At 60.5% G+C, this 17,052-nt stretch carries 16 protein-coding genes; all 16 read right to left on the bottom strand.

Going from position 1 to position 17,052, the window contains the following annotated elements:
- Window positions 1–196: 196 nt before the first annotated feature.
- Entirely contained in the window at window positions 197–1,585 is a 1,389-nt protein-coding gene (locus L0U84_RS42270; RefSeq protein ID WP_233860055.1) for a hypothetical protein, read from the bottom strand.
- A gap of 411 nt (window positions 1,586–1,996) precedes the next feature.
- Entirely contained in the window at window positions 1,997–2,458 is a 462-nt protein-coding gene (locus tag L0U84_RS42265) for a hypothetical protein (RefSeq protein ID WP_233860054.1), read from the bottom strand.
- A gap of 1 nt (window position 2,459) precedes the next feature.
- A complete protein-coding gene (gene stbB / locus L0U84_RS42260) occupies window positions 2,460–3,275 on the bottom strand; it encodes a StbB family protein (RefSeq protein ID WP_233860053.1) in 816 nt (271 codons plus the stop codon).
- On the bottom strand, window positions 3,244–4,962 hold the full coding sequence (locus L0U84_RS42255) for an LPD7 domain-containing protein (RefSeq protein ID WP_233860052.1): 1,719 nt from the start codon (window positions 4,960–4,962) through the stop codon (window positions 3,244–3,246). Before L0U84_RS42255 ends, stbB begins: the two co-directional genes overlap by 32 nt.
- Window positions 4,959–6,698, bottom strand: a complete 1,740-nt coding sequence (locus tag L0U84_RS42250) for a type IV secretory system conjugative DNA transfer family protein (RefSeq protein WP_233860050.1) — start codon at window positions 6,696–6,698, stop codon at window positions 4,959–4,961. The genes L0U84_RS42255 and L0U84_RS42250 overlap by 4 nt, the downstream gene beginning before the upstream one ends.
- Window positions 6,695–7,063, bottom strand: a complete 369-nt coding sequence (locus L0U84_RS42245) for a hypothetical protein (protein ID WP_233860044.1) — start codon at window positions 7,061–7,063, stop codon at window positions 6,695–6,697. Before L0U84_RS42245 ends, L0U84_RS42250 begins: the two co-directional genes overlap by 4 nt.
- 90 nt (window positions 7,064–7,153) lie before the next feature.
- On the bottom strand, window positions 7,154–7,420 hold the full coding sequence (locus tag L0U84_RS42240; protein WP_233860042.1) for a hypothetical protein: 267 nt from the start codon (window positions 7,418–7,420) through the stop codon (window positions 7,154–7,156).
- Window positions 7,417–8,457: a P-type DNA transfer ATPase VirB11 gene (gene virB11 / locus L0U84_RS42235; RefSeq protein ID WP_233860040.1), complete on the bottom strand. Its 1,041-nt coding sequence runs from the start codon at window positions 8,455–8,457 to the stop codon at window positions 7,417–7,419. Before virB11 ends, L0U84_RS42240 begins: the two co-directional genes overlap by 4 nt.
- Before the next feature lie 228 nt (window positions 8,458–8,685).
- Complete coding sequence (locus L0U84_RS42230; RefSeq protein ID WP_233860031.1) at window positions 8,686–10,032, bottom strand: TrbI/VirB10 family protein; 1,347 nt, start codon at window positions 10,030–10,032, stop codon at window positions 8,686–8,688.
- Window positions 10,033–10,049: 17 nt separating this feature from the next.
- The gene (locus tag L0U84_RS42225; protein ID WP_233860030.1) at window positions 10,050–11,009 is read right to left on the bottom strand and encodes a TrbG/VirB9 family P-type conjugative transfer protein; all 960 of its coding nucleotides are present in this window, start codon (window positions 11,007–11,009) and stop codon (window positions 10,050–10,052) included.
- Entirely contained in the window at window positions 11,006–11,860 is an 855-nt protein-coding gene (locus L0U84_RS42220) for a virB8 family protein (RefSeq protein ID WP_233860029.1), read from the bottom strand. The genes L0U84_RS42225 and L0U84_RS42220 overlap by 4 nt, the downstream gene beginning before the upstream one ends.
- A gap of 302 nt (window positions 11,861–12,162) precedes the next feature.
- Window positions 12,163–13,038, bottom strand: coding sequence for a type IV secretion system protein (locus tag L0U84_RS42215; protein WP_233860378.1), 876 nt, complete (start codon window positions 13,036–13,038; stop codon window positions 12,163–12,165).
- 67 nt (window positions 13,039–13,105) lie between these two features.
- A complete protein-coding gene (locus L0U84_RS42210) occupies window positions 13,106–13,351 on the bottom strand; it encodes a hypothetical protein (RefSeq protein WP_233860028.1) in 246 nt (81 codons plus the stop codon).
- Window positions 13,341–14,018, bottom strand: coding sequence for a type IV secretion system protein (locus L0U84_RS42205; RefSeq protein ID WP_233860027.1), 678 nt, complete (start codon window positions 14,016–14,018; stop codon window positions 13,341–13,343). The genes L0U84_RS42210 and L0U84_RS42205 overlap by 11 nt, the downstream gene beginning before the upstream one ends.
- 24 nt (window positions 14,019–14,042) lie before the next feature.
- Entirely contained in the window at window positions 14,043–16,613 is a 2,571-nt protein-coding gene (locus L0U84_RS42200; protein ID WP_233860026.1) for a transporter, read from the bottom strand.
- Window positions 16,610–17,050: a VirB3 family type IV secretion system protein gene (locus L0U84_RS42195; RefSeq protein ID WP_233860025.1), complete on the bottom strand. Its 441-nt coding sequence runs from the start codon at window positions 17,048–17,050 to the stop codon at window positions 16,610–16,612. Before L0U84_RS42195 ends, L0U84_RS42200 begins: the two co-directional genes overlap by 4 nt.
- Window positions 17,051–17,052: the final 2 nt, after the last annotated feature.

Genomic DNA, 17,052 nt, shown 5'->3' with positions numbered 1-17,052 from the left:
CGCATCCGGTCGCGGTCCGATGCGTGGAGGCGGAGTCTGGACTTCCACCACAGCGCCTCGTCCTCGCACGACGCTGCCATTGCCCACTCGCCTGCCGGCGGTGATACGGATCCTGCCGAGGGCGGGTGCCGCCGCTGCGTGTTGTGCTTGCCAATGCGTGACCGGGTCACAATCTGGACCCATTCGCCCTGAGGAATCATTGATGTGCCTCCCGATCCGTCGGTGGCCGTGGCACGCCGGCGAGATGCAAAATTTTCGCACCGACGCGACGAAAGAACGCATCGTTGCGTTCAGCCTGTCCGTCGTCGTTCGCTACTCTAAGCTCAATAAGGACGCCCCATCGCTTCATGATGGCGTGTGTGCGGGACTTGCGCTCCAAATATTCCGGTGCATCGGCTCCCATCGTCTCGACGACGATCCGATGCAGGCGTGCGGTGGTATCGCCCACCGCGACCGTGCGGAATGTCAGTTCGAAGTCCGGCCGGCACCAGACGCTGGAACCGTCAGGCTCTAGCACCTCGCGGTCAAACAGCGGCTTGCAAAGAGTCACGTTGACACCACGCTTCCTTACCCACTCCATCACGGCGAAGAGCGATTCGAGAGTCACACGCTCGTAGCGGCTGTCCAGCGGAACTGGATGTGCCGCGGAATATGCGTGCTGGACGAAGGCCTCGCGAAACCGCCCGTTCCCATCCCGGTCGCGGTCAACGACCGCAAGTATCCAATACGGCGGCTGCTTCAGGCCTTGGTCGCGGCCGCCGGCACGGATGCCCTTTACCGGGCGCACCATTCGTTCGCCCATCGCCGTGTGCTTGACTGCGGCACCCTCGCGGACTTCATCAGCGACGAACAACAGCAGCGCGCTGCGGGCCTTCGTTCCCGGCCAGGGCAGCGAATCGATGGCAGCCATTTTGCCGGCGGGGCTGATCCAGGGCTTGAAATACAGGATCTGCCCCAGTGTCAACTCCGGACTCATCGCTTCGTCGTGCGCCCAAGCGTCAAGGCGCTCCCACGAACGGGTCTTGACCTTCAGGGAGTCGACCGGGACGGTAGCAAACCCCGCGTCCTCGAGCAGCGTATGCATGATGCGTCCAAGACGCGGCAAGCGCTTTTCGCTTTCGACGCGGTCACCTGGTGATTCACCCGGGCTGCCCGAACGTGCGACGCCCTCATGTATATCATCGAGATAGTCGAGGGCATCGCCGACCGGCTTGAGGGGATGATGCTTCCCAGGCGCCGACAACTCATCGTCGGCGTCGACTTCTTCCTCCGGATCTTGCCGGAACGAGGCCAGAGTACAGCGATGCTCGCCGTACTGGTGCATCCGCACAAAATGCCGTGGGCCCTCATCGCGCACGCGGGCGGTGAGCCGCGGCTGAGATTGCGAACCCGGCCGGCAGTCACATTCGAGCCACCGCCGCACGTGTCGCCCGTCGTGCATCGCTTCGAGCACGGCTGTCACAAGTCCAACGTCGCCAGGTTGCACTCCCTGTCCCTCACTGCAGAACCGGCGCACCGCTGCGGCTTCTTCCGGCGTGAGCGATCGCTCGATACGGTCGGGGCGATCCCTATCAATCAGACGCATGGCAAGTTCTCCCTAGTGCAGGCCGTTGAGCGTGATGAAACGAAGCATCATGAAGAACGGGAACACGATTTATGGTCCATTTTCGACAGCACCATATCTCGAATTGACCGAACCCCTTAAGTCTCTTCCGACCGATTGACATTCGTTCAGATAATTGCCGCGCGCGTTGGACGTACCACTGAGGTCGAAGTGCCCGTGGTGAAATCGCACGATGGAAAAGTACGTTGCCTCGTATTCGCCACACGTTTTGCCACTGCTACCACCGTCCATTACGCCGGCGAGACAGAGCACCACTCCACACGCAGCCACGTTATCGTCAGCACGCGCCAGCGGCGTCACTAGTGTGCAGATGAGAGCCACACGACAGAGTGCGACCACAATTGATCGTTGTTCCATTGCCTCGCCCCCGGGTCATCGTCCGAAGAGATGCAACGCAGCCAGAACGGCCGGCAACGCCACAGTTAGTGCCGCAGCAGTGATCGCCGCAACCACCACCCAGCTCATGAGTTCCCCCCGACTGACGAAGGCGCTCTGTCGCCATTCCTGCTGGAGTACTTCGCGCAGGAGGTTACGGCTGCGGCCGTTCGCCTCGTCGTACTGGCGCAGCGACAAATCGGCCAGCAACTGATCGCGTGCCTCGCCGAAACTGGCCGCCTTCTCCAGCACGTCCACACTCGCTTTGGAGAACTGCTTCAGGAACTGCTCGTGGCGCGCGGTGAGTCTCAGCAACACGAGTTCGCCATCGTCCTTGAGCTGTTTGCGATAAGCCTCGACCAGATCGCCGAGCGCCTTCACCTCGCGACGCACATTCGTTACCTCGCCCAGCGCGGCCGCAATCAGCTCCTCGCGGATCGCATCATCTTTTGCGCCCATGTCATTGCACCAGCTCTCTGAACACCATGTCGAGCTCTGACGTGACTCGGACTGCAAGCCGCTTGAGCGCCACCATCTGCCGAATATATGCGCGCTGGTCCTCGGGCAGCCCGGACTCGATCGCTTCGGCGTTCATGGTCAGGTAGTCCGCAGGATCGTTCCGAATATCGGCGATGGTCTTGCCTGTCCCCTTGATCTTTTCGAAGATGGGGTTTTCATAGATCACGGCCCTGGCGTTCAGGGTGATCCAGCGCTCAAGGCCAACTGCATCGAACAGTCTTGCGAAGGAACGGTTGAGATCCTCCTTTGGGTCGACCATATTGAAGACCACCCGAATCTTCTGCGGCGGCACGCCGATATCCTTCAGTGTCTCGAGGGTTGAGATCGTATCGACCTGCTGCTTTGTGCCCGAGACTGTGGGTATGATGAAGCGATCGTAGTCCGCGTGCGAACCGTCGTAGCAGTTCATCAGCATAATGAAGTCTTCGACGTTCGACGCGCCGACGTCGACGACGGCGTGGATCACACTCATCAGCCGGTCCTGCACCTCATCAAACTGGCTACCACGCAGGGCGGCGGTGTTGGAGCCGTCGGAATTGATCGATTCAACTGAAATCACGACCGCCCCTTCGAGGCGAGGTGCCAGTACATGATGCGTGATGGTTGTCTTGCCGACATTGCCCGAATGGTTCATCACGGCGATTTTCATGCTTCGCGGCTCCGGAGAAGGATTGGCAGGAATGGCCGTTGTCTGCACGCGGTCATCGTCCGGCTTCAGGTTAGGATCAGGGTTCCAGTTCGAATGGCGGCGCCTCATGTCCGGTCTCCAGTGAGGGTTGCTCCGATGCGCTTTCCGTAGAGAGGTTCCCCGAATGCTGCTGGCTGGGCTCCTGCGTCGCGTGCTCGCGCTCGATCTGCTCACGCACGGCCTCGATCGTTGCGTCACTGACCTGTGGCATCGGGACGTCGAGCGGACGGTTAGTTGCGCGCGCCTCGGCCACGGCGCTTTCGAACTCCCCCCGCAGTTGATCCTTCTGTTGCTCGGGCAATCCTTTAATTTCGTCTTCCAACACCTCGCGCGCAGCCAGTTCCTTGATGCGCTCGCGCGCCGCTTCGAGCATCGCCTGCTGCTCCTTCGTGTAACGCCAGTTGCCACTTAGAAAGCGCTCTCGCGCCTCGTTGATGCGGCGCCGTTCGTCGATTTCCCGGCGCACACTCGCCATCTGTTGACGCTGCTCGCGCGTCGGCAGCCCGGCCACGTCGGGTGACCATACCAGCCACTCATTGCGCCGGCTCGTGACAGGCTTCGAATCGATTTCCCGTCCCCTGCCGTCGAACTGCCGCTGCAAAATGGTGACCTGGCGACTACCACCCTTTTCAAGCTCGATACGCTGCCCGATCTGGACACCGCTCTCCGCAATCGCTCGTTCGAGGTCGAGGCCCCAAACGGTGCGCTCTCCTTCCTGTGTGCGAACTGTCGCGTAATAGCTGTCCTTGTGCTTTGGATCGTGATTGAACGGAGCCGACCCGTGCGCAATTAGCTCGCCCAGCGTGACTCCCTGCGGAGTCGTGGTCTGGAGCGCGGCCTGTGCCTGCTGTCGCGCCTCCTTCGGTGCCAGACTGCCGGCGCCACCGCCCGGTGGCACCGCCGCGGGTGCAGGACTGTCCGGCCCGGGAAAGCCGATACCCCTGCTTGCGCGAGGCGCCTCACCTGCCGTCCGTGGCACGCCCTTCCCCCGCCCCATGTTTTCGTCCGACGCAACGGGTCGTTCCGGGCTTTTCGCATCGGCCGCTGATTCAACGGTATTCGTGCGTGCCGGCTCGTCAGTCGTCGACCGCTCGCCGGCAGCAATACGCATCGCCTCGCGCGCGGAAGCAAGCGTCGCCCGATCCTGAGCCTTGGGCCTGAAACCGCGCGTGGGCACGCCGGCCAGCTCGGCAGCGATCCACGCTTGACGGCGAAACTCGTCGCTGCCCTTCAGTTGCAGCTCGCTCCAGTGCTTCGCCTGCGCCACCGCAACCATATGCTGGATCACCTCGCGGTCTTCGCTCGCCGTGGCCAGCGAGCGGCCCTTGTCCTCGAAATGCACGGCCTCGCTCTTGCGATCGAGATACTTGCCCTCGAACGCCACATACTGATCGCGGACCGACTTCGGAATTTCGTAGCCGGTCTTCTCAACGATAGGCTTCGGCCGGATGCTGTTGTCGCCCTCCTTCGCGGCGAGCGTCCTGCCGATGCCTGGGGCCGGCTTGACAGCGTCATCGACCGCAGGGCTATCCTTGAGCAAGACTTCGACCTTCCTCCGGTCAATTCCGCGAATCTTCTTCATCCGCTCTTGCGTTGCTTCGTCGAGCGACGTTTCAGGTGCTTTCGACACAGTACCTGCATTGGGCTCGCTTGCCGGTAACATCTGGCGCGCGCGGATAGCCGCCGCGTCGTCGGAATTGGCGGCGTCGCGCTCGTGGAACTCAAGCTGGTCCTCCGGGAATTCAATCTCGTTCATGGGTTAGCTCCTTCAGATATCGAGAAGGGCGCGGCCGCGGGCTTGTCACCCGCGGTCGCATCAGATAGCACGTCGCTCAGGTATGGCATCAGCTTGAAAAGCGAAGCGCGAATGCTGATACGGTTGGCAAAGTGGACAGCTTTCAGCACATCGATTTCGTGCTCGCGCACATCACGCACCAGTGTGAACGACGCCGCCATCTCGGCCGTCTGGACACGGCGCAAGTCGTTCTGCCGACGCCACCACTGCTCAACGTCAATCTGCGGCACCGGCGCGCAGAGTTCCCGTTCGACAAAGGCAGCATGTTTCATCTGCGCTTCGTCCGGAAACTTCCGAGCAAACCCGAAGAATTCGCGTCGACGATTGGCCTTTTCGAGGCCCGCCATGACGCGCTGCAGATACGGGCTTTGCTGTACGAGGCGACGCACCATCTCGGCGTCCTCGTAGTAGTACGCCTTGTCGCACAGGATCGGATTGCACCCTTCGATGGTGATGATCTGCCTGCGTCTGGGCAGGCCGCGCAATTCCTGAGGCAGCATCAGCGGGCGCGCGTGCTCGGTCTCGTTCGTGTTCGTGGACGAACTACGGCCACGGCTGCGCCCGCGCGAACGCGCGAGATACGTGAAAGTTCCCAGCATCTTCGAATACTCTTCGGAGTCTTCTCGTGTTCGGGGCGCAAAGATATTCCGCATCTTGCAGTTCACAGCGAGCGTCTGCGCGCCGTGCCTGCCGTACAGCTTGGGGTCCTCGAGTTGAGACATGCTGTGGAAAATCAGCATTAGGCGCAGGTTGTAGCCCGCAATGAAGGCATTGGCGGTGTCGATGATGTCAATTTTCCCGGGGGCAGCAAATTCGTCCATCATCAGCGCGCACTGGTATTGCAGTTCAGGGTTCTCAGCCGGTTGCTCGCGCGTGTTCAGATCGATCAGCTGCGAGTAGAAGAGGTTCATGAGCAGCGCGCCGGCCTTGAGCTCGTTCGGTCTGATCGCCACGTAAATCGACATGGGCTTCCGGCGCACGCTTGCTAGATCGAAGTCACACCGCGACGTCGATGCGTCCACGATCGGATTGATGAATACATTCAGCGGTGCGGTCATCGTGGACACGATGTTGCCAAACGCCTCTTTCGACTGGGACAGGAAGCGGTTCAGACAGTCCAGGCATTCGAAGCTGAGCGCGGGCAGCGTGACCGTAGCGTTCGTGCGCGTGCTGACGATCGCCGAAATATGCTCGCGGATCGAGCGCCCTTTGCCGGAGGCCTGCCGCAGCACCTCACCGAACGCGCAAGTCAGCGACGGCGTCTCGAGCAGGTAAAGTACGATCCCGATGAAGAGATTGCGGGCGTTGTCGTTCCAGTATTTCAGCCGGGCGTCGACGTTCGACGGATACAGATGCTCGCCGATAGCCATCACATCACCTACACGCGTATAGGCTGGCCGGCGCTCAATGTATGTGAACGGGTTATACGCGTGCGTGCGGCCGTCTTCGGCAAAGGGTGCCCACAGCCAGGTTTCCTGCCCGCACTGACGCCGATAGCCGGACGTGTACAGGAAATTCTCGCCCTTGATGTCCTCCACCACAACCGAATGCGGATAGGTGAGAAGATTCGGGATGACCATGGATACGCCTTTGTCGGCGCGCGTGCCTGCGGCAAGCATCAGGAAATCCTGACCGTGGTACTTCAGGTATTCGCCTTTGTACTTGCCGACGATAAACGGGGGATACAGGTGGCTCATGGCTGCCTCCCCCGCCGCTCGAGCAGGCCGGCTTTCTCGATATCACGTCTCGAGGCGAAGCGTGCCTCGCCAAACTGGGCGACGCGTCCGCGGCTCTTCAACATCGCCATTGAGACCACCGCCACCGGCAGGCCGCCGATCAATACCGAGAGCAGCGTGCAGACTTTCAGCGCGCGCTGGACCGCGGGCGCATCACCATACGCCAGCCAGTAATCGTGAAGCGTGAATACGCCTGCCGTTTCAGGCGGCAGCTTTTGCATGCGGGCGAAGAGCACACCGCCGATGTACTGGCCAAAGGCCACGGCACCGGCCACGATCGCCAACAATACGACGCAGGGGACAAGGATCCTGAGATATCTGGGCATGACTTCCCTCAATGCATGATCACGACGATCCAACTGGCGCCGATGCCGAACTTCACGTGTATCGTCATCTGCCTGTCTCCTTTCTCTTTTTCACTCCGCTTCATGCAACGCGAACCGCCGGTGCAGCCACAGTGCGTCGCGCACGTCATTGAGCGGTCCATGGAACACAGCGCCGTTCGAGGACCAGCACAGGTTCACCGGCTCCCACAACAGATCGCGCCATTCCACATAAACGGCGTATCGCGCAATCGCCCAACCCGTCGAATTCATGAGCGCGAGTCCACCATCCGGGCGCCGCTTGCACGCATCGGAATCGGCGACGGCGGTCGCCGATTCCTGAAGTACGGTAACGTTCATGAAATGCCCCCCAGTAGTTGCCACTTGCCGACCGGGTCGTACCAGATTTCCGCAAGCCGCTTGTTGCGCATGAAGAGCACCAAATCGATTGTCGAACGTACCTGATCCATGATGAATCGCCAGTCGAGTGTCTGGCCCACCGCGCTCTGCTTGACGAGAGTGGCGATTCGCGAGTGCGCCGAACGGGCGTCGTTGCAATGAACGGTCGTTATGCCGCCGGGCGTACCGGTGTTCAGGAGCGTGATGTAGTCCCACGCCTCATCGCCACGTAGTTCGGCAAGGAACACGCGATCGAACTTCATGCGCAGCGTCGAGCGCACGAGATCCTTCGCAGGCAGCGTGTCGCTGAAAAATAGATGGACGTGGTTCGAATGGTTTGGCAATGAGAGTTCCGGCGTATCCTCGATCGTGCCGATCCGCTCACAGGACGGTACGAGGTCGGAGAGGCCCTTGTTTAGGGTCGTCTTGCCGGATCCGGTGCCACCGGCCAGCGCAATGTTGAGCCGGTTGGAGACGGCGACCTCGAGCATATGTACGATGTCGCACTGGTTTTTCGCCTTGAGCATTTCGAGCTCGAATGGCTGGAGCAGATCGTGGTGCGCGCTGTCACGCCGCGGCGACAGATCGCGATAGCCACTGAACCACCCGTTCTCCTCGTACTCGTAAACCGTATACCGCACGTTCGAGGGAATACGGATCGTGATCGAGATGGTGTCCTGCTCGCAGGCCGGCGACATCAGCACGTGTCCACGCTCACCATCGGGGAGTACCACGGGCTGAATAGGCTGATTCGCTGAGAACTTGCCCCCTTTCATCACGGTGAGCGCATTCGCAAGCTTGAAACATGCATCGAACGTGCACGCGGGCGCATTGTGCCGCTTCCAGCCGTCCGACCCCTCCGTCCAAATCTCTCCCGGCCGATTGATCGCCACTTCGGTCAGTGAACCGTCAAAGAAGTTCGATATGCCCATCTGTTTCAGGAAGTTCCGGGCGATGGTTCCCTTCTCGATGACGTCAATAATCGCAGCGCCATTCATCAACAATCCTCCCTAATTCACAATCAGACTGATCGAGGTTCGACGACAGGCTCACCCAGTGCGCGGCGGCGCTCGATGACGGCTGTAACTCAACTTGCACGAGAACGTGCAACAACTGTCTGTAGTCCGGAACAGTAGCTACGCCTCAAACGCGCCCCGCTCGATGCCACGCAGCGGGAAGCGTTCCGGGAAGCCAATATGTTCCACATCGTCAAGCCACGCCTCCGATCATTGCCGGCGCGTATTGCCAACCTCGTTGCCGTCCAAGCCGACGTTTTCGTACACACTTCTCAGGTCAATATCCCGGGCCACAAAGATGTTTATCAGGGAGCCCTGGTTCGAATACGCAGTCGGTGGAATGTTGATCGTGGAGCGCAACGTTTCGGCCGCCACTTCCTGCGTCGCGTTCGAACTGTTCGTGAAGGTGATCGTTTGGCCAGCGCCCGTGGCCTTGTTGGCGAGCGCCTGGCCGAAATCGCCGATCAGGCTGACCGTGAGCGCACCCTTGAAACGTAGCCAGAAGTGCTCGTCGACGTAGGCAGGGATGCCTGCTGCCCCAAGTGTGTCTGTTGCCGGTGAGTTGAGCGGGATATGTACGTCGCCATCGTCAATCTCGTCCCAGATCGCACCGATCACGCCCTGCCCCTGCATCACGGCATCACGCGTCTCGCCCTTGGCAATCGCACCCTTGCGCACCAGCAGCGTTGTGCCGTCGTCGGACCAGACGTCCTGGGCAATCGGGCAACCGATCAGACCCGGACGGTCGGTCCGGATTGCCGTCGCCTGCCCGCAGCGGATCATCGTATTCCGGCTGATCAGGTAGTGACGGTTGGGCCGAAATGAGGCCTGCATTGGTTGCAGCTTCGACGGCTGTAGAGACTTCTCCAGTGAGTTGCCGTTAGCGTCGACAGTTTCCGCGCGCGGCGTGCTGCCGGCACCCGACTGGCCGCGCAAGGCCGACTGACCCATCGAGCGCGCCATGCTCGCCAGGCCCTGATTGTCACCACCAGTATTTCTGGCGCTCGCCTGGTCGCTGCGTCCGGAAGCATCCAAGGATCCGCCGCCGCCAGCGTCATCCGTCCCGCCAACGCCCCGCTCATTCACAAGCGCAAGCACACCGCCCGACAGACGCCGCTCGGCAGGCGTCAGCGGCTGCGCCTGGTTGCTAGCCACCTGCCCAGTCCCGGCTTGTGACACTGCACCCGAGGGCTGGGCGAGCGCGGCGCGTGCTACGGACGCGGCGAGCGCCGCGGCAGCTGCGTCCGACGCCGCCTTCGCCTGCGCTGCCTCGTCGCGCTTGATGCGGTCCTTCTGCGACTCGATATCCGTACCGGTGTCACTAATACCCGAGTCCTTTGGCTTTCTAAGATCTGCGGCTTTCGATTCCTCATGCTGCTGGAACACACGCTGCAGGTATATCGTCAGCGCCGACGCGCCGAGCGCGATCATGGCAAGCGCAACCAGCGCGATCCGCATCTTGCCCGCTCGGGTCTTGCGCCGCCCCGGAAGCTCAAGGGAAGGCTGCGTCCCGACATCGGGAGATGAGCCATTCGAGATTTCGTTGTGCTCTTTCATCTGTATATGCGCAGAGCTCAGTTGCCAGGATTCGGGGTCGGGGTGGACATGTCATGTCCGCGCGTGAGCCGCGCCGTTCCCGGCAAGGACGAGCCCGAAGCGTCATAGCGACCATCTGGCGAATAACTGTCATTGCGGATGCCAAGCACCGACTGCCCGTAGCGAATGACGAACGCTTTCGAAACCTCGTGAACGACGACGGTATCGCCTTCCATGTGGTAGTTTGCTGTCGCCTCGCTGCCGTCCGGCAGCTTCGCAAAGATCGTCGGGAGATCGCGCGTCGTCGAATACTTGAAATAGGTAAAGCGCCCGTCGTCCCACAGCAGGATCGGCGCAAGTACGCGATCGCCACGCATCATGTACTGCATGTTCGACGCGTTGGCGGTCGCGCCCGCCGGCGCCTGTGGCGGCACGCCCGGATTGCCCACCGCCTGCAAACTCGCCATAGATGCAGCCCCGCCACCGGGGATCGGCTCGCGCGGCATCGGCCCGTGTGACGCGGCGCCGAGCGCCGCTGTGACTTCCTGCTCCCGGCGCAGTTGCGCGGCGCCCGCTTTCGCGCGCGTATCGGGATAATCGAAGCGCAATATCCATGTGGCCGGCTGGGCCGCTGTCGCGTCGGCCAGCGATATCGCGTAGACGCGACGGTTCGTCACGATCAGGAAGTTGGTCTGCGGCTGCAGAGCCTGAGGCTTCAGCATAGCACCGCTATCGTTCATGCCAAGCGACCACGCTTTCCTGTCGCCCATTCCGGCGCCATTGTCGATCACATGCTCACCGGGCTCGAACTGGATGAATACGGCATTTCCCGCCGCAGTCGCCACGCGGTAAGACTGATCAGGGTCATAGGTCGCACACTGCACATGCTGATCGCCGCCGCAACTATGAGGTGTTTCGAGGGCAAATGCCGGAGTGGCTCCCACAAGCACGGTCGCGAGCGCAAAAACGGAATGGGCGGGAGAGATGCGCACTCTCATGTGGCACCTCCGCTCGACGGAAGCGCGTTAGCGGCCGACGCTGCGCTGCCCGGCGAAGTATCGGCAGGCGCTCGTGTCCAGTCCCGTGCAACTTCGTAACTCGTGCAGCGAAATCCGTCCGGGTCGATATCCTGTTCGTCGGTCTTCTCGGGAACGTTCACGCGCGTGAAAGCTACCGTCGCGATCCAGAACGTCGGATCGGGACGCTGTGCCGCCGGGTTCAGGGGAATCAGTTGTTTGGAAAAGAAGACCTGTGCGGTCGAACCGACAAACGTGATGGAACCGACCCTAGCGATGACCCGTGCTTGGTCTTTCAGAATCTTGAGCGGACCGCCGGCCCCCCGGATGAAGGTGTCGTAAATTTGCTTCTCGCGATCGTCGCTCATCACCGTCACAGCCTTGTGGGTGTCCTCGATCGTTTCCCAGTCGTAGCTCTCCCGCAGCACAACATAGGCGTGGAGGTCATGACGATCAGTCTTCTCCCCGAAGCTCACATGACCGTCTGCAGTGGTAGGCAGGACTTCCACTTTCCCCGTGGCGTTGTCAACCCTCAACACGGCCGGTGGGTTCGGTCTTTTTAGGATTCCTAATGCTCCCATTCCAAAAGCAGCGACAAGGGCGACGCCAGCTGAGAGCACCGACCGACGGTCAGCAATACGTGCCTTTTCCTCCGCGGCCTGCACCTTTGAGCGTTCGAACTTGAGCGCCTGCTTCAGATACCATCCCACCACATTGTTGTCAGCCAGATCGAGCGCCTCGTGCTGGGTCGGAACAACGGATGATGCAGTCACCGCCTTGCGCCCGCGCGCCGGCATCGCTGCGGCAATCCATCGCCTGATCAAGGTTGACATCCCACCCTCACCTCTGTTGTGTCCGGCTCACCTGCGCCGTCGTCGGGTTCACTGGTACCCACTGGCCTGTGGGCTCCGGGGGTTTCGGGGGTGAACTGCAGCCCGCGAGCATCACCGCCAACGCAACGACGCCCATCGCCCGGATCTTTCCCGCGATGTATGAATGCGTAGCTTTCACGTGTCCCTTCCTTTCTCTCAGGGGTTCAATACAACAGCTTGATCGATACGATCGTACCGATCGTTGCTATCACGGCGGCGATCAGCCACCACCGCGCCATCAGCGGAAGGAACCGGACCATTAGTTACCTCGCTTCGCGAAGGCTGCCACCGGTCGCCGTCTTGCAAGCACCACCAAGCCTTCCGAGGTCGGTCGCGAGCCTGGCGACTGTCCCAAGCTTGCCCACCATCGTGGAAATGCCGACCCCACCGGCGAGGGACGAGGCGAGCCCCGGCAGATTCAGTGAAATGATCCAGAACGACAACCCCATGACGTCAAGCTCGATGACCTGCGCCAGGGACGGAGACCCGTTTAGTGGAACGATACTCATCGCGAAATTGACCTGCAGTGCGCATGCGGACGCGAAAAGGGCGACCAGCAATACGTAGTTCAGGCACTGCCCCACCCAGTTCCAGAAAAACTGCCGCACCGGCGGGAAAAGCGCCGCCGAAATGAACAATGGCCCGAGGGTGAGCAACAAGCCGAGCGCGAATTTCGCGAGAATGATGTATGCAATCGCAATCGCCATGAAAGGAGCGCCGAGAATAACCATCAGCGCAATCGTCCAAATGGCGGCAATGATCTTGAGGCCGGACGCCTGCAGGTAAATGGCCTGTGCGGCGTTGATATAGGCGTTGAGCAGGTTATCAAGCCCCGACACGGGGTTGCCGCCATCGGTCAACGCGCCGGCGAGCTGCTCTCCCAGCCCATTGAAAAATGGAACAACATAGGTGCCGTAGAACTGAATATTCATCCCACAGGTCAGGATGAATGTCCAGGTCACCACCCGCCTTATGAAGTCATCGATCGGATCGTCATTGCGGCCCTGCCAGTAGCCCCAGCAGACGAGGAGTACGTAGATACTGAAACACACGGCCATCAGCGGCGAAATAAGCGAAATGATTCGCGTCGAACCGGACGAGATCGTGTTCAGCACGTTCTGGTCGAACGAATTCGTCATTGACGTGAAAAGCTGGATCACTGCCACGGATGGCTCCTGCTTCATTCAGGGGGATGACCAAGTAGAACTATTTCAGCCCCGCCGCGCTCGCCTCGGCATCGTCGCTTGCTGGATTGATACCTTTCGCCTTGCGTTCAGCTGCCAGTTTCTCCGGGGTCGTTCCGAGAAGTGAAGCGTCGAACTTAAGATCCTGCTGTTGTTGCTGCGCCTCCTGCACGTTGTGCTGACGACGGTCCCATGCCAGGTATCCGAGATATCCTGCTATCACAACCAGCAGTGAGATAATCGCTCCGAGAAGTGCTTTATTGGCCATTGATTTTCCCCAAGAATGCGCTGTCGAATTCTCGATCACGTTGCTCCTCTGCGAACCTCAGTTCTTGACCCTGTAGGTTTGCAGTGAGCTGCAGGCGTGTCTGGTCATTTGTCACCATCGCCTCTTCAGCGGCCAGACGGTTCTGAAGGTCGGCCTTTTCGGTCGGATCCTGAGTCAGGTTCGATTGCTGCATGAGCGACTGGATGTTGCTGAAGCGCGCCATGATCGCCGAGTACGCCTGCTCGTTCATCGCTTTGTTGGCGGCGAGTGTGTCGTAGTATCGCTGCTGGCCGGGTGTGCTCGCCCCGGTCATGCCCTCCTGCTGCTCGATGGTCTGCATGGACGAACTAATGCCCGAGAGGCTGCCAGCCCTAGCCTGCGAATAGATGTCCTGCCACTCCTCGGGCAGGTAGCTGCGTAGCGCCGGATTGTTCGCGATCGTCCCCAGGCCGCTATTGCCGGTGATGGCCCGGATCTGGTCCTCCTGATTCTGGATCTGCTGGACGAGCTTCTGCACCATCTCCATCTGCTGCGCGAGTTCCGCGGGCGAGATGGTCGGTACCCCCTGTGCGTGCGCGGTCAGTCCAACGCAAAGAAGGGCGACGACTGGAAGGCCGCGGCGCGTCAGTCCCCGGATGGCGCTCGATACGACAATCACAGGTTTCATGGATGTCTCCATTCTGTTTGAGGTTCAGGCCGCTGCCCCTTCCGACATGACGTGCGAGAGGCGACCATAGACTGCTTCGAGCTCCGCACGCTTGCGCATGAGTGCCACGGTCAGTTCATCGTTCCACTGCGTATCGTCCATGCCGTGTTTTGCGATCAGGCGCGTGCGCTGCTTGCGCTCGAATACGCGGAACAGATAGACCGGCAGCCATACATCGGGGTCATCGCCAACGTCGGCGCGCACGCCATCGAGAATCAGGGCGTTTTCCCGGTCGCCCGAAAACACGGCAATCGCATCGTCCATACCGCGCAGGTCGAAAATGGCGAAGGCAGACTGATTGCCCTGCTTGATCAGGACACCACGTGATTGCGGCGTCAGTTTCCTGAATTCCTGAAATTCCTTCTTTGTCTGGCCATCGCGCAGATATGGCGCCTCTTCGGCGGCTGGATCGGCAAGGTACATCTTCGTCGCGATTAGGCTGCGCAGCGCCGGATACAGGTCGGCCGCCTTCTGGGCCTGTTCCGGCTGCTGTGTGAGCACAATCATGAATTCACCTTCCTTGCGCCCGCTCGCCAGCGTTTCCTCGATCTGTTGACGGATCGTGCGAAAACGGATGGGCAACCAGTATTCTTCAATAACGGTCGCCATCAGCGCACCCTCCTTCCGCATGAGCCTCTTCAAGTGAAAGAGCCACGCGAACACCGGCTCTGACGGCTCATAGTTCTCCACGAGGAACGCCTCGACATCAAAGCCGATACAACGCTGCTCGGTGAGGTTCAGCAAAAGGTTGGGCGGGTTGTCGAACACCCACCAGAACCGGCCGTTTTCCGACTTGCACCAGATCGACAGGCGCGCGCGTAGGCAGTCGTCGCCCTCGTCCGGGATGCTGTCCAGCAGAAGGCTGAAGCGACGCAGCCGCACGTCCTCAATATCCATGACCGCGTCGACGGCGGTACGGCAATGGGTTTTCTCGGTTGCGGTCAGGTCAGTCTTGATGGGTCTGTCCTGATGATCGTGGCCGCTCTTGCGGCCGCACAGCTCCACGAGGCCGTAGAGAAATTCCCGGTTTTCCGCGGTATCAGCTAACTGAAACGGTGCCCACCCAGTCGGCGCGCCCTTTTCCACGTAGACATACGCCCCGCCCAGCATGCGAACAGTTGGCTCCCAGCCCCGCCCCTTGTCCAACACAAACAGCAGCGGCTCGAAGCGCATGAGCAGGGAAACAGCCGAGGCAACGAGGGTTGTCTTGCCAGTGCCTGTCGTGCCCTTCACCTCGGTATGGCCGGCCAGTCGCTCGGCCACGTTGACGTCACCTAGGCGCGTTGCGTGAAAATTGAAGTTGTAGACGTTGTTCGCCTTCGTGCGAAACGGAATGATCGCCGAGCCATCGCCGACAGGATTGCCCTCCGCCTTGCCTGTCGAGTAGTCGTGACACGCATTCATCGAAGCGAGATTGCGTGAGGACTGCACCTTGGGCCGCGGCTTGACCTTTGCGCCTGGCACCTGGGAAAAGTACGTGAACGGCGCCGAGCCGGTGGCGGTCATCCATTCGACGCCGCATTCATTGCGCGAGCGGGATACGAACAGATCGCCGTTTGAGATCGCTTCCTTCGCCGTCTCGCCATAAATCACGGCCGCGCCGTGAAATTCCCCGAAGCTGAGCTCGCCCGTGTTCACATATCCTTGGGCCTGGCGCAGCTCCTTGCGCTGATGCTCCGCCTTGTCGCCGGCGGACTCCAGCTTGTTGATAGCCGAATCGATCGCGCGGTTCGCATCGAACCCGGTCAGGCAGTTAAACGATTGGGTAATCGTGAACTCCATTGGCAGCGTGAGCAACGGGTTCAATTGACCCCACCCCGGCTTGTCTGGAAAGCCTCGCAAGTCAAGGCAGGTTGCAAACTGCCGTCCTGCCATAACCCCGGGCCCACGGATCGCCACCGTGCTGTAGCCGAAATGCAGATAGCTGGACGGGATGAGGTCGTTACCCGGCTCCGCCGCGACCGGCACGTCAGTCCATGCCGCATTGATGAGATCGCTGATGAAGCCGTACTGCTTCGAGAACAGCATCTGCGAGCCGTTCATGTGCGTGCACGGATACACCTCAAGCGGCGCTGCCTCGTAGTCGGCGAACTGCAGCACCGCCTGCTTTGTGAGCGATTCGATTTCCTTCAGGCCATCGTCGAAATCCTCATACTTCAGGATCAGCGAGAGGTAGTAGCGGTTCTCGTAAAACCGGTCATTGTTGAAGTGCCCGATGTATTCATGCGCGAACCACTGCATGAAGCGCTGTTTAAAGCGGTAGACACGGTCAAAATTCACCCTGCGGCGGGCGAACGTCGTACAGTAGCCGAGCCGGCCGCCCAGATCGCGCCCAAGTTTGCTGTACGTTTCTGTGTCACGGTCGAAGATGCGTTCGAGCGCCGGATTGTCGTGCACCTCAAAGGGCACACCACTCATCGCGAGCGTCACCAAAAAGCGGTTGCCTTCGAGATGCTGGACGTGCTTCGTGACCGGATGACCAAACCCTGGCAGCCAGTCCTCAACGGCGCCGAGGCCACCGAGAATCTCACTAGAAACTGCGGGCTTCTGTCTCATGACTCTTCCAGATCGAGCTCACGCATACGACGCGTGCCGCGTGGTAATGGGCTGAGAAAGTCCCGAAAGACCTTTTGCTGGCGTCCGTAACGGAGCGGCGCCAGTGTCAGCGTGTTTCCAAAGCGCGGAGCGGCGCGGTTCGCGTTGATGGACGCGCGAAGCTTCTGCATCAGGAAGTAAAAGCGACAGCGCATCTCGAGCCACATGATGCGCAGTCCCTGATCGTCGGTTTCGCACACCTTCTTGAAATACAGAAGTACCGGCCCTCCGAGAAAGACAAAGGCGAGTCCACCCGGTCCAAGGAAGAACCCGACGAACATCGCGAGCAGCATGGAAGACACGACGACCACGAGCATCGCCATGTAGGGCACACCCCAGATGCTGGCCGTGCGGCCCAGTCCGTTGAAGCCTGGATAGCGGACTTTCTCATCCGACATGG

The organism is Paraburkholderia sp. HD33-4 (genome assembly GCF_021390635.1).
Classification (GTDB): domain Bacteria; phylum Pseudomonadota; class Gammaproteobacteria; order Burkholderiales; family Burkholderiaceae; genus Paraburkholderia.
The sequence above is the reverse complement of the archived record's forward strand: the minus strand, read 5'-3'. Positions and strand labels throughout refer to the sequence as shown.